This is a genomic window from Paracoccus sphaerophysae (assembly GCF_000763805.1).
Classification (GTDB): Bacteria; Pseudomonadota; Alphaproteobacteria; order Rhodobacterales; family Rhodobacteraceae; genus Paracoccus; species Paracoccus sphaerophysae.
On the sequence record NZ_JRKS01000034.1, the window covers coordinates 1 to 14,030 of the forward strand.

Below are 14,030 nucleotides of genomic sequence, written 5' to 3' on the forward strand. Positions count from 1 at the left end.
CCCTGCACGAATGCCGTGTTCGATGCGCTTCGCAAGATGAAGACCATGCGCCAGATCGAGGCGGCTGAACTGCTGGTCAACGCGAACAACTACTCCGTCGCCTACGTGAACGCGATCCTTGCGGGAACGCCACAGGCCCAACTGGTCGAGTCCTCCAAACCGAAGAAGGTCAAGGGCATCACCCCCGAGGCCATGGCCCGCATGGAGCAGGAACTGGCCCGTCTGCAGGAGGGGATCGCCTCGATCCAGGACACCTACGGCCAAGACCACCTGCATCTGACCGTGATCAAGGGCTATGTCGGCAAGCTGCTCGGGAACGCCCGGGTCGTACGCTACCTGACGCAGAACCATCCCGAGTTCCTCGGCGAGTTCCAGACGATCACCGAGATCACGCCGGCCGAGGCCGCCGACGCCGAGTAGCCGCTCGCGGCGAATGAAGGGGACCCGGACCCGATAAGCGCGGGGACCGCGGGAGACGCCGGACTATGGGCCGGATCGAGCGCGGCGGTGGGGATGGCGGCGAACCCGCTCGGAGCCCACCAGGCCGGCTCGAGTTTTCGCCGGCCGCGCGGCCGCGCATCATGTGGCTGCGTTCAATTCGGGGCGTGTCGGAGGCGAGGCCACTCCGGCACGCCCGTTTCTTGCCACACATGTAGGGGGCGATCCGCCTTGCGGCGCGCGCGGCTTCGCAACTATCTGACTTGCCTCGTACTTTCTTTCACGCCTTCGTTTGGACGCAACCATGTAGAGTTGCTCAGATGGAGGACAAAATGAAACGGAACTGCATGACCCAGAAAGAACTCGCGGACCGTTGGACCATCTCGCACCGCACCCTGGAGCGGTGGCGGTGGGCTGGCGAAGGCCCGGCGTACATGAAGCTTGGCGGACGCGTCGTGTACCGCGTCAGCGACATCGAGGCATTCGAAAAGGCGGTCATTCAATCGACGGCTGAACAGCAGATCTCGGCGTCCTGACGCCATTCCCGACCATCCCGCCGCAAGTCACGCGCCAAAGCTCTGATTTGCGGCGCATTTCGATTGCGCCACCTTCCCGGCCCGGTTAGCTTCGGCTCAGGCCCAGTAAATGGGCGCGCATAGTTAGCGTGCGCATCGCCCGAGCCGGGAGAGCGTGATGGAGAGCGACAGGTCGGAACTTCGCTGGGGCGTCGAGCAGCGCCTCGAGTTCATAGAGTTCCGCCTGTTCTGGGAGGGACATGTGAACCGCAGCGATCTGATGGACCAGTTCGGGGTCTCGGTGAACCAGGCGTCCACCGACCTGAACCGCTACATCGGATTCGCGCCGGACAACATGGTCTACGACAAGAGCGCGCGGACCTATGTTCGCGGCTCCGAGTTCAAGCCGCAGTTCCTCGAACCCGACGCCAGCCGCTATCTCGCGCAGCTGCGGTCGGTCGCTGACGGGATCCTCGACCGCGAGGACTCCTGGATTGCCGATCTCCCACCCTACGCCTCGGCTCCGACCCCGGTGCGCGGCGTCAATCCGGTAACGCTCCGCTCCGTGGTAGGCGCCATCCGTCGCTCCGAGGCGATCGAGGTGAAGTACCAGTCTCTGTCCGGCCCGGACCCGCGCTGGAGGTGGATTGCGCCCCACGCCATCGCTTTCGACGGCTTCCGCTGGCACACGCGGGCGTTCTGCCTGACCGACGATTGCTTCAAGGACTTCCTGCTCTCACGGATCCTCGACATCCGCGGATCTCGGGAGAGCGAAACGTCGGCCGACGAAGATCGTGACTGGCATTCCGAGGTCACCCTGGAGATCGGTCCCCACCCTGACCTCTCGGAGACTCAGGCTAAGGTCATCGCACTCGACTACGGGATGCGGGGCGGCAAGGCGAAGATCAAGGTCAGGCGCGCGCTACTCTATTACGCTTTAAAGCGCCTCGGTCTCGACACTGATCCGGGCGCACGCACACCTCAAAACCAACAAATCGTCCTGATAAATCGTGTCGATGTAATGGCAGCTATACCCAGCGGTTAGAAAAGCGGCAGTCGACTAAGCAGGGAACGGCGGCTTGGCGCCACGAAATATAAGCAGTGAGGATAGGGGGCTTCGGCGGATGACGAACTCGGAAAACCAAAACAATGGACTTTTGTCCCTCTATGATAGCTGCACGCCTCGTGCCGACATTGTTAAAGGGACTTTCAACCCAGAGCTTTTCACCGCGAGCCTGAACCAGGTGATGGATAGCTATGCAGGGCAGAAGGTTGCGGAGACCCCCTACACGGATGCCACCGTTTTCTTCGGAGAGGCTACATACCCCACGAGTGGGATGCGCGACCTGTTGTCCACCGTCCTTCTGAGGGTCGCTGGAGACACGACCGCGAGCGCAATCACGCGCCTTGAGACCGGTTTTGGCGGCGGGAAGACCCACTCCCTGATCGGGCTGGTCCACTGCGCCAAGCGTGGGACGGAGATTCGCGACCTGGTTAACCCCCTCTTCCCAGACTTGCCGCTGCCCGCGCCGGGCACCGTCGACGTCGTGGCGATCGCGGGAGACGTACTCTCCGTGAACAAGCCGTCTGGTGCCGCGCTCATCCCCCACACCCTCTGGGGCGAGCTTGCAATGCAGGTGGGGGGTGAGACGCTCTACAGAGATTTGGAAGGAGATGCCACCTCGGTTGCAGCGCCCGGCAAGGACTTCTTCAAACGGGTACTCGACGGGCGCAAGGTGATCATCCTGATCGACGAGCTTGCACAGTACGTCGCCCGGTTCGAGGCAGCGCATCCGGGAAAGGGCGCAACACAAGTCGCCGCCTTTCTAATGTCATTGTCGACCTTTGCCCGGTCCGCATCCGGCATCGCGGTCGTGATCTCCCTTGCCAGCTCATCGGACGCTTTCGCCCGCCAGAGCGAGAGTCTTGGCTCCGAACTCACACGGATCACAGGGTCCGAGGTCGCCCCGGAGGAGGCCGCGCAGCGGGCCGCGCGCGCCGTCGGTGAGACCGAGAGCGTCGTGGCGCGTGATGCGCTCCCAATTAAGCCAGTCCCTCAGAGCGAGCTTGCTCGGGTTCTCGCCCGCCGCCTTTTTTCGCATATCGATCCCGAGGCGGCAAAAAGGGCCGCGGATGCCTATGCCGCCCTTTACGCCAGCTCACCGGCCGACCTGCCTTCGGAGGCGAAACAGACCGACTACGCGGACCGGATCCGGGCTAGCTACCCCTTCCACCCGACTTTCCTGCGGTTCCTGAACGAAAAGCTCGCCTCGATCGAAACGTTCCAAGGCACTCGCGGGGTTCTGCGGGTGATGACGCTTGCGATCAGGCTCCTCTGGCAGAAGCGACCGAACGCCCCAATGATCCATGTGGGGCATCTCGACTTCTCGGACCGGCTGATGGCGGACGAGATCGTGGGGAGCCGTCTCAAAGCGGGCGACATGCAGATCGTCCTCAACACCGACGTCGGGGGGCCTCAGTCAGATGCGCTCGCCTCGAACCGGAGCCGGGCTCAGATGCGCGATGCCGCCAACCCGCTCCCGTCCGGGGTTCCATACCACGAGATGACCTGGCGCGTAGTTCTGGTGAACAGCCTAGTTGGCCGGGCCGGTGGGGTGTCCAGCAACCTTTTTGGGATCAACGAGGCAGACGCCCTCCTCTCCGTGCTGATGCCGGGCCTCCCGGCAACCGCTGTGAAAACCGCCCTCGAGGCGATCCAGAAGCACGCCTACTACCTGCGCGAGGACGGAGGGAAGTTCTTTGCGAACACCGACCCGACCATCAACCGGGCCCTCAGCGACATCCGTGAGGGGGTGAAGCGGGATGACGCTTTGCGGCTAATTCTCGAGGCCTCTCGGAAGGTGATCACGAACCAGAACGGGATCTTCGAGGTTCGAGAAGACGTGACCGCCCCACAAGACATGGCGGAGTCCCCCCGTCGCCCCTCGATCGGGATCGTTCGGGTCGACGCCCCACGTCTCGTTGTAGATGATTTCATTCAGACACTTGGGAACGGGCAGCCGAGGATATCTCAGAACCATGTGGCGCTTCTGATCCCGAACACTGTCGCAACAGACCGGGACAGTGACGGGATGTTCGGAGACCAGCGGGCGCAACAGAGCCTAGACAGGCTCCTTGAGCTGGCACGAGATGTCCGGGCGATGGAGAAGCTCGCCGCAGATCCCGGTGCCTATGGGCTCACGCTCCGGCAACTTGATGACGATTTCCAAGGTCGCCGAGCGCGGGCCCGAAACGACCTGAACGTTGCGGTAAGCAAGAGCTACACCCGGCTCGTCTATCCGGGGTCCGACGGCATCGCGATCCGAGAGATCCGGGTAGCTGGCGGTGAAGGGGGCGCCCCGGTTGCCGAGCAGGTCAAAGAGATCTTGCGAAAGGACGGAGAGGTAATCGAGACGGATCGGGCAGCCACCATGGAGATCGTTCGTGGCCTCTCCCAGCTCTTCTTCGGCCTTGGCGGGGATACGCCAACTGTCAATGGGATCCGGGACGCGTTCGCGCAGCAGCGGCGCTGGCCAATCCTGGAGAACCCAAGCGTCTTGAACCGCGTCATCTCCGCGGGCGTCGAGCGAGGGGTCTGGTGTTTGTTCCGCTTCACCGACGCCAAGAGCGATCGGCCTGACGAGATTTATGATGCGCAAAACCAGGTCCCGCTGAACGTCGATCTCTCTGCCGATGGGTGGTCTATCATTCAGGTGGCGAAGGCCCGAGCCCGCGGCTGGATCAAAGGGGAGAAGCCGTCCGAAGACAAGATCAGGGAATGGGCCGCAGAGGTGGCGCGGCAAGCCGCTGAAACCCGCGTCTCCGACATCGTAGAGAAGGTCAAAGAGAAATCCGAGGCCGTGACAGACGCGGACGTCCTGAACGTTATCCCCAAGGTGATCGCGCAGGACCGATACCTCATTCACGATGGCGAGCCGACGCAGCAAGAAAAGCCAAACGGCTTTCGTGAAGGTGTCGAAGCGACCATCCGTCCCCCGCGCCCTGATGATGTGCTGATTGTCCGGGCTGAAGCTGCGAGGCGCGGCTGGCTCGCGAGCGCGCCCCAGACCCTTCTGATCGAAGAAGAAGGAGACGCACCGAGGGTTCTTCTGCCTTTGGTCAAGCGTCTCGGTCGTGTGGGGGCCAATGGCACTAAATCGACAGTGGATGACCTCAGGGTCCAGGCCCTCAAGGTTCCCGGAGGAGCATCGATCGATCTCAAGATTTCAGGTGCAACACCAGAAAGCCTGAAAGCACTGGATGAGTTGTTCGAAACCCTTATGACGGTTGGCCGGGTCGATGCCGACACATTTGCGTCGATCGAAATTGAACATCCGGATGATGAGTGCGCCTTGGTGGCAGAGCTCAAGAAAGGCGCTGAATGACGGCCAAGAAAGGGCGTCCGCACAGACATGCGGAACTCTACAAGGCGCTGCACGAGGGGCACCTCTCCGCGGCGCCCTTCGCGTTGCGGATCACGCGTCACAACGACGTGCCTCCGCCGGTCCTCGTGATCAAGGAGCGGCGGGCCCGTGACGGGGACGAGGGGGATGCGCGGACAGGACATCTTCAGGACCGCGGCCGCCTGCACGGGGACAGTCTCCGCCGTCTCCTGCCGGTCGTCCGAGCGATCGCGTCCCGAGCCCGCAACGAGAATGACGTTCCGCTGGAGGTCGACGCCTTCCTGTCCGAGGAGGGAATGCGCACGCAACGGACCCTTGTCTTGGATGAGGAGGCCGGGGCGAAACTCGGGATCATCTTCAAGCTGCAGGAGCGTCTGAACGACCTTGACCGCTCGGAGCTCCTGTCGCGCCGGGTCGCAACCTTCTCCCGCGAAGAGGCCGTCTATTGGTTCTCCCGCATCACCCACTACGGAACGGTCGCGAACCGCTGGGCCGTATCCGGCCTGAGGGTGATGCTCTGCGGACAGGGAAGTGGTCAGGACGCCGAGGTCACAGCGATGCTCGATAAGCTGCGCTCGCGTCAATAATTTGGAAAGAGGGAATGGTATGAAGGATTTGTCGAACGACCTGCGGCTCATGGAGAGCGGCTTCCCTTGCCACCAGGTGGGCGCGGAAACGCAACGAGAGCGCGGATCCAGCTCGGCCCTGCCACCCCTCTACTTCCTCCATGTCTGGTGGGCGCGCCGTCCCCTGATCCCGTCCCGAGCCGCTATCCAGGCGTCCCTCCTCGGGTCCGATGCCGATCCAGACGCCTTCGTCCGGGACCTCGGGATCATGAAGAAGGTCGCGATCGTCGGCGACCAGGAATGGACCCTCGTCGGGAAACCGCTGGCGCATGTGCACCGGACCGCTTCAGGCGAGTCCCTTCTTCTCGACGAGAAGGGAATGAAGTTCCTCGAGGCGGAGGTCAAACGGCGCGCGCGCAACCGGGACACCATCGACCGGCTGACCTCCTATGATCCGGCCTTCTCTCGTGATCCCGTCGTGACACGCTGGGCGCAGGACTCTGTCGCGTTTCGGCTGCCGCTCCCGCCGGAAGGCACTCGGCTCCGCGTTGAAGACCGCGCGGCCGACCCGGCGCATGTCAATGACCGTGTCGTCTTCGCCAAGCTCGACCGAGTGAAGAAGGCGCTGGGCGAGACCATCCGGTGGGATCCGGAGGACCTTTACGCTTACGACCGCGCCTATGCGAACTCTCCGGAATACCGGCCGACCGGGCTGACGATTCTGGACGCGACTGCCGGCGGAGGCAGCATCCCATTCGAGGCGCTGCGCCTCGGACACACCGTGATCGCCAACGAGCTGAACCCGGTCGCGACGACGATCCTTCACGCGACGCTCGATTTCCCGGCCCGGTTCGGCCCCGAGCTGCTGGATGATATTAAGGAATGGGGCGACCGGCTCGTGTCTGAGGTCGAAGCAGAGATGCTCGACGTCACGCCCCGCTCCCCGTTGCCGGAGGCCGAGCGTCAGAAGCTGGAGCGGGTCGTGCGCGGAGATCCGGAGCTGATGCTTCTCTACGGCCAGACAGAGTATGACCAGAACGGGATCCTTTACTGCCGCATGGTCAAGTGTCCGTCCTGCGGGGGGGAGGCGCCGCTCCTCAACAGCTTCTGGCTGCTCAAGGTTCCGGGTGACCAGTGGGGGGTTCGAGTTATTCCCAATAAGGACGGAACTGTCGATTTCGGTGTGTATGAGATTTCGGGGGGTCGAGGCCCTAATGGGGAAAACCCCGAAGACTCGACGGTTGCCCGAGGTGTCGGTCAGTGCGTCCATTGTCGCCAGGCGATCTCTGGCGACGAGATCAAGGCGCAGGCGCGCGGTGAAAGCCGACATGGAAGCTGGTGGGATCGTGTTTACGCGGTCCACGCTGCTCGTTTCGAGCCCAAAATGGACGCCCGAGGTCGTCCTCAGAGATATGCCACAGGCGAGCGCGCGGGAGAGATCAAAACCGGGAAGGTGAAGTTCTTCCGCACGCCGACAGAACAAGATGAGGCCGCACTGGCGGAAGCGAAACGACGTCTGGATAAGAACTGGGCTCGATGGGAACGCGAAGATCTGATTCCCACGGAAGCCTTTCCAGACGGTAACGACATGCGTCCCGTCACCTACGGCATGCCGAGATGGTGCGACATGTTCGCGCCTCGTCAGCTCCTCGGACACCTTACGCTTGTTGAAAAGCTCCGCGACTTGCAGTCCGAGATCCGGGGCGCACTTGGCGAGGTCCGCGGAAACGCTGTCATCACCTACCTTCAGTTCATGGTCGACAAGTTCGTCGACTACAACAGCCGCCAGACCCGATGGGAGTTCACCCGTGGCGTGGTTAAAGGCACATTCGGTCGGCATGACTACTCGCTGAAATGGACCTATGGCGAGATGCCCTATGCTGGTCCTGCGAGCGGGCTGCGGTGGGCCCTTTCGCAAGTTCTTGATGCCTACCAAGGCATCTCGCAGCTTGCCGTTTCGGTCCATGAGGCCCAGGGAAAAGATCTGCCCTTGAAGATCATTAACGGGTCCGCGGGAAATATGTCCGAGGTTGCGACCGGCTCCGTCGACCTCGTCTGTTTCGACCCGCCCTATTACGACAACGTCCAATACGGGGAGCTGTCGGACTTCTACTATGTCTGGCAGAAGCGCGGCCTGCGTGACGTCTTTCCCGGCTTGTTCTCTCGCCGTCATGTCAACAAGAAGGACGAGGCGGTCGCCAACCCCGCCCGGGACGGGTCTGCCGCGAACGCAAAGGCCGCTTATGAGCGGATGATGGGTGAGATCTTCGCTGAGTGCCGCCGAGTCCTCAGTGACGACGGCGTCATGACTCTGATGTTCACCCATAAAAAGCAGGAAGCGTGGGAGACCCTGACCCGGTCCCTGATCGAGTCAGGCTGGGTCATCACGGCCTGCATGCCGGTGGAATCCGAATCCGGATACTCGACCCACCAGATGAACATGGCCTCCGCTGCGTCGACCATCTTCATCACCTGCCGCAAGCGGATCGACGAGGACGGGGAACCGGCCGCCTGGCAGGGAATCGGCGGGACCGGGGTCGCCGCCCGCATCCGCGCGGCAGTTCGGGACGGCCTGGCCGAGTTCGACCGTCTGAACCTCAGCCCGGTCGACGAGATGATCGCCAGCTTCGGGCGGGCGCTTCAGGTCCTGTCCGAGCGCTGGCCGGTGTATGACGGGGACGACGTGGTGTCGCCCGTTCAAGCGATGACCGCCGCCAGCGCCGTCGTGGCTGCCCACCAGATCACCCGGATCACGGAGGGGCGCCTGACGGTCGAGGAGCTGGACACGGAGACCGGCGTGGCGCTCACCATCCTCGGCGCTTTCGGAACGGCCGAGTTCGCCTTCGATGACGCACGGAACCTCGCGAACGCTCTCAACGTCGCGATCGAGGGGAAGAGCGGGAACTATACCGTCGCGGATCGCAGGGTGGGCCTCGCGACCCAGCAGCCCGGTGCGACCTATGCCGCGCCCCTCGTTAAGTCGGGTTCGAAGGTACGCCTCGCGGCACCGGAAGAGCGGGCCCCTGCGCGCCTTGAGAAACCCCAGACTGCTTGGGACCGGCTTCACGGTCTGATCACCGCCTATCGAAAGGGGGAAGACGTCCTCGTCCGGGCCTACTTCGAGAAGCATTGTCTGCCGCAGGCGCAACTGCTGCGAGACCTGCTGGAAGTTTACAGGGCCGAGATCGGTGATGAGCGACTCCAGAAAGAGGTCGACTGGGTACGCTTTGCCCTTGAGAGCTTCGGGGGCGCGCAGTGAAAGAAGCAGCCGGCGCGAACGAGACGCCGGCGTCCTTCCGGGACGTCGAGTGGCGGGACGAGTACCGGACGTCAGAGATCCGGCCCGGCGAGCCCGCGACCGATATCCTGAAGGAGTTCTATATCCCGGCCTTGGAGCGGTCGGTCCGCTATGACCGCGTCGCCGGGTACTTCCGGTCCTCGTCCCTCGCAGCCGCCTCTCAGGGGTTCACCGCCTTCGCTCGCAACGGGGCGAAGGCCCGCTTCATGGTCGGTTGCGATCTGGACGCGGAGGACGTGAAGGCGGCGCTGAGGGGTGCTGATGAGGCGCTTGTCGCACATCTGACGGCCGCCCTTGAGAATGACGGGTCCTGGAGCGCGGAGACGGTCCGGGGCGTCGACCTGTTCGCCTATTTGGTCTCCAAGGGGCTCCTCGAGGTGAAGGTGGCCTTTCGGGTTCACAAGGGAACCGGCGATCCGCTCTCCGTCGAGTCCACGGCCGACGGGTACGTTCACGAGAAATGGGCCGTGTTCGTGGACGGAGAGGGAAACGTGATCCGGATCGACGGGTCCCTCAACGAGTCTAAGACGGCCCTGTCGATCAACGCCGAGAACATCCTGCTGCACTGTTCGTGGTGGGATGAGCGGAGCCGTCGCCAGACTGGGAAAGCCCTGAAAGACTTCGATCACCTCTGGCGTCATGGGAGCGAGGGGATCCGCGTCATGGCTTTGCCAGAGGCGGTCCAGGCGCGTTTGATCCGAATGGGACAGGACGTGATCGAGCCGAAGGAGATCGACGGGACGGAGGCACCCCCTCCGCCGAAGGATCAGGAAAGCCCATTCGCCGCGCTCGCCCCTGTCGATTATCTCCGGTGGCGCCTCATCAAGGACGGGCCGCGCTTGCCGGGCGGGCGGTTCGTCGGCATCGAGACCGCACCGGTTGTCCCCTGGCCGCACCAGGCCTTCGTCGCCCGCCGCCTGGTCACTTCCTGGCCGCACAGCTTCCTGATGTGCGACGAGGTGGGGCTCGGGAAAACGATCGAGGCGGGCCTAGCGATCCGGTCCCTTACCCTGTCTGGCATCGCCTCGAGGGTGCTGATCGCCTCTCCCGCCTCGCTGACACGACAATGGCAGCGCGAGATGAAGTCGAAGTTTCTGCTCGACTTCGCCCGGACGGCCCCGCGGGGGCGAATGAGCCATGAGCGCCTGGATGAGGACTCGACCCCGTTCGAAGTTTCCGAAGGGGGCCTTCTCGCCCCGGACCTGGTGATCGCCTCGACCGGCTTGCTAACGCACAGGACTAGGCGCGGCGAGGTCCGGGGTGCCAAGGGCTGGGATATTTCCCTCGTGGACGAGGCCCACTATGCGCGTGCGGTCCACCGGCAGAACCAGCTCTACTCACTCATAGATGAGGTGATCCGCCCGAAAGCCCGCGCCCTTCTGCTCGCGACAGCAACCCCAATGCAGCTCGCGATGCAGGAGGCATTCGACCTGATGCGGCTCACCGGACGGGTCGGGAGCTTCGGGCTCGATGACGACATCTCGCGACAGTATTACGAGGCGGTTCAGGAGTTCGTTCGGGGCCGTGGCCGGATCTCCGAGGCGACACTGGAGTTCCTGCGCCGCGCGATTCTCGAGATCAAGCTGCTCGACCCGGAGTACTGGACATTCATTATGAGCGCTTACCGGTCGCCAGCAGATCAGCGGACCGTGGCTCGTTGGGTCGAGGAGGCGCGCCCATTCCCGGCCGGAGACTGGCGACTTATCGCCCGGGTTCTGCGCGCGGCCGCCCCGCTCTCGCGCGTCATGTTGCGCCACACCAGGGACCTGCTGCGGCTCTACCGAGACAGCGGAAAGCTGAACGCAAACTTGGCCGAAAGGCATGTGCGTCCCCTCGACCCGATCAACTTCTCCCCGACCGAGCGGCGCGTCTACGACGCGCTCGAGGCATACTGTCGGGATCTCGATGCCCGCGTTCGGGCCTCCGCCCGCCAGGAGGACCAGCGACGCGTCGCCTCCGTCGGCTTCTATCTAAGCTTCCTTAGGCTCCGTTTCGCTTCCAGCCTCCATGCGATCCGCAAGACGCTGGAGCGGCGGACAGAGAAGGTGAAAGCCACCCTTCGGGCTCATCAGCACGCCGGGTTCAATCCGACCGACGAGGAGCTGGAAGAAGCCGTATTCGAGGGCGATGATGAGGGGGACGAGGTCGCCGTCGATGCTCTGCTGGACGGGCGCACCGAATCCGACCTCCTTTGGGAGCAGGAGGCGCTTCGGGGTCTATTGGATCGCCTCGACGAGTTGGTCGGTGTGCCGTCAAAGCTCGACCGGCTCCTGTCCGAGTTGAACGCGCGGCGCCAAGGCAGCCGGTTTCGACAGACGGTCGTCTTCACTCGTTTTAAGGACACACTTGATCACTTGGTCGACGAGCTCCGCTCCCGGATGCCTAGCGCGCTGGTCGGCACCTTCTCCGGGGCGGGCGGCAGCCGTTACGACCCTGCCGCTGGAAAGATGATCAGCACCACACGACTCGAGATCACCCAAAGCTTCGTCCGCGGGGATATCGACGTCCTGCTGTGTACGGACGCCGCGGCTGAAGGGCTGAATCTCCAAACCGCAGACCTGCTGATAAACTTTGACCTTCCTTGGAACCCGGCGAAGGTGGAGCAGCGGATCGGGCGCATCGACCGGATCGGCCAGAAGTATCATGAGATCTTCGTCGCGAACTACGCCTACGCCGGGTCGGCGGAGGAGCGGGTCTACGGGCGGCTCCTTTCCCGTCTCGCGGAGGCGGGCCTGATAGTTGGCCCACAACAAATCGCACTGCTGCCGGTCACCGAGGCAGACTTCCGAGCCCTCGAGAACCCTAGTGTCTCGGCCGACGAGCTCCGGCGGATAGAGACAGAAGCGGCCGAACGGCTGCGTCGATCCAAAGCGGCGGCTGAGGCCCTCGAGATTCCGCCAAAGGAGCTGCAGGAGTTCTACCGGGCCTGGGAGCGGTCGGGCGACTTCGCCGCCCCGGTCTCGTTGGCGGACATTGATGTCGCGCTGACTTCCCTCGCAAAAGTGGCCCCGCATCTTCTCTCCGTGACCGAACATCCCGGCATCTTTGCGCTTCGTTACGAGGACGGACGAGTTTCTCATATCACCGCGTCACGGGAGCTTCTTGATCGGCCTCCGCCTGAGGTTCGGACTACGCTTGAGTTCGCGTCCTACGGCGCTCACGCCTTCGATCATCTCTTGGAACAGCTCCCGGATTTGCACGCAAGGTGGATGGCGCGTGTGAGTGTTTCCGGGGCACTCGGAGACAATAGGATCGAGAGAGTCGGCTTCTGTGTTGCCACCACGAACGGTCTGGTCAGTGCGCTACGGGTCGCTGACCTTAATGGGGTTGAGATTGATCAGAATGCCATGGTTCGAGAGGCCGACTCGACGCCGGTCGAAGCAGAGCTGGCAAAGGCGCTAGCGGAGGAGATCCGCGCCGTCGAGAAGGGTATCGATGACGTCAACGCGAACAGGCGCGCGTCCGCAGAGCAGCTGGTCCTATCCCACGAGATCGCTGCCGCATATCTGGAGACCGCAACCGGCGCAAACGACGCGGATGATTTGCACCGTCGTCTACGGGATGAACTGATACCGAACAGGCCCCACGGTCTCCTAGTCCGAATGCAGCCGGCTCGCCTCGCTCATCGGACACCGATGCTTTCTGAGACCTCATTTCGAGGGATTCCCGGCGATGAGGCCAACGTGCACATTTCGCCCCCGCAGCTAAAGGCAGCTGAAATCAAGATTGACGGGGTGATCCGAGAGATGCGGCGTCAGGGGGAAGAAATGTTTCGAGAAGAGGCAGCAGCTCGCCTGAGGCGCAAGGTGGCCAGACTCTGAATCGCTAATCCTTTCTCCTACCAATATCGACGGCCTGCAGCATCGCTTCAGCGATGCGCGATCGCCTCGAACTTGTGCTCGGGCATGTGAACGAATCCATCTTCGGGTCTTTGGGGTGCCATGGCAAGCCTCCCTCAGCCGATCTTGCAGCCCCAGAAGGACGTGTGATCGGCGGCGAAGTAGCCGTCCGCGACCCGGAAGTATCCTTGCAGCTCGACGGTATCGCCGGCCGTCAGCGGCACCATGGTCTGCAGCCAGATCGCGGTGGCGAGCGAGACGTGGGTGGCGGAGATTTCGCCTAGAGAGCCGCGGATTTCGGTCGTGCCGTTCAGCACCAGCCGAACGAGCCAGCCGGTCGGCGCGTCGGGCGCAGGATCGAGGGCCGGCGGCCTCGGCAGCGGCGACCGCCCCAGCAGCGCCAGCGCCTCATCCTCGGTCAGTCGGCGGATCGGCCGCGAGAAGTCCACCCGGCCCGTGCGATCCACGGACCAGACCGGGATCGTGCCGCCGGGATAGCGGCCATGGCGGAACAGATCGCGCTCCGCCTCCCGGCGGGGGATGATGGAGGCCGGTCGCCGCCAGTTCAGAAACGCGTCGGCGGCTGCAACGCGATTGCCGGCATTGAGGTGCCGGGTCAGCGCGGCCTTCGCGATGCCCCCGGTGTTGTAGTGAAAGCTGACCAGCGCATCGAACTCGTGCGGTGCCAGCGGCACCTTCACGGCACGCAGGACGGCTGTCTCGTAGCGCGCGAGGTCGGCGCGGAAGACCCGAAACGCCTCGCGGATCCCGGCATCGAGATCGGCGGGCATGCCGCGCGGCATGGTGGCCGGATGGGGCGGCCCGGCCGCGGTGGTGTGGCCGATGCCGAAGGTCCAGACCTGTTTCACATCGAGATAGGGCCCGGGCACGAGTCCTTCGTGCCGGACGAGGGCCAGAAGGCCCCGGTCGGTCATGTGCATGGGATTACCGGAGGAGCGAGAGGATCAGGA

Annotated in this window: 8 protein-coding genes; 7 read left to right on the forward strand and 1 reads right to left on the reverse strand. The window is 63.5% G+C overall.

Annotation, left to right across the window (positions count from 1 at the left end):
* The 7 genes from IC63_RS10545 to IC63_RS10575 all read left to right on the forward strand — a co-directional run.
* Positions 1-420 (forward strand): plasmid partitioning protein RepB C-terminal domain-containing protein (locus tag IC63_RS10545; RefSeq protein ID WP_036720031.1); only part of this gene is annotated, 420 nt, incomplete at its 5' end.
* Positions 421-785: 365 nt separating this feature from the next.
* On the forward strand, positions 786-974 hold the full coding sequence (locus IC63_RS10550) for a helix-turn-helix transcriptional regulator (RefSeq protein WP_232222584.1): 189 nt from the start codon (positions 786-788) through the stop codon (positions 972-974).
* 157 nt (positions 975-1,131) lie between these two features.
* Positions 1,132-1,998, forward strand: a complete 867-nt coding sequence (locus IC63_RS10555) for a WYL domain-containing protein (protein WP_036720034.1) — start codon at positions 1,132-1,134, stop codon at positions 1,996-1,998.
* A 79-nt stretch (positions 1,999-2,077) separates the two neighbouring features.
* On the forward strand, positions 2,078-5,338 hold the full coding sequence (locus IC63_RS10560) for an ATP-binding protein (RefSeq protein ID WP_036720035.1): 3,261 nt from the start codon (positions 2,078-2,080) through the stop codon (positions 5,336-5,338).
* A complete protein-coding gene (locus tag IC63_RS10565) occupies positions 5,335-5,943 on the forward strand; it encodes a DUF7680 family protein (protein WP_036720037.1) in 609 nt (202 codons plus the stop codon). Before IC63_RS10560 ends, IC63_RS10565 begins: the two co-directional genes overlap by 4 nt.
* Positions 5,944-5,962: 19 nt before the next feature.
* Entirely contained in the window at positions 5,963-9,181 is a 3,219-nt protein-coding gene (locus IC63_RS10570) for a DUF1156 domain-containing protein (RefSeq protein WP_036720038.1), read from the forward strand.
* Positions 9,178-13,041 carry a DEAD/DEAH box helicase gene (locus IC63_RS10575; RefSeq protein ID WP_036720040.1) on the forward strand — a complete coding sequence of 1,288 codons (3,864 nt, stop codon included), beginning with the start codon at positions 9,178-9,180 and terminating at the stop codon, positions 13,039-13,041. The genes IC63_RS10570 and IC63_RS10575 overlap by 4 nt, the downstream gene beginning before the upstream one ends.
* A 134-nt stretch (positions 13,042-13,175) precedes the next feature.
* Here the strand turns inward: IC63_RS10575 and IC63_RS10585 are convergent, their stop codons facing one another.
* Positions 13,176-14,000, reverse strand: a complete 825-nt coding sequence (locus tag IC63_RS10585; RefSeq protein ID WP_232222585.1) for a lysozyme — start codon at positions 13,998-14,000, stop codon at positions 13,176-13,178.
* Positions 14,001-14,030: the final 30 nt, after the last annotated feature.

Coding starts and splice junctions, on each gene's coding strand:
- IC63_RS10565 (WP_036720037.1), top strand. CDS start 5,335: ATGACGGCCAAGAAAGGGCGTCCGCACAGACATGCGGAACTCTACAAG.
- IC63_RS10585 (WP_232222585.1), bottom strand. CDS start 14,000: ATGCACATGACCGACCGGGGCCTTCTGGCCCTCGTCCGGCACGAAGGA.
- IC63_RS10555 (WP_036720034.1), top strand. CDS start 1,132: ATGGAGAGCGACAGGTCGGAACTTCGCTGGGGCGTCGAGCAGCGCCTC.
- IC63_RS10550 (WP_232222584.1), top strand. CDS start 786: ATGACCCAGAAAGAACTCGCGGACCGTTGGACCATCTCGCACCGCACC.
- IC63_RS10570 (WP_036720038.1), top strand. CDS start 5,963: ATGAAGGATTTGTCGAACGACCTGCGGCTCATGGAGAGCGGCTTCCCT.
- IC63_RS10560 (WP_036720035.1), top strand. CDS start 2,078: ATGACGAACTCGGAAAACCAAAACAATGGACTTTTGTCCCTCTATGAT.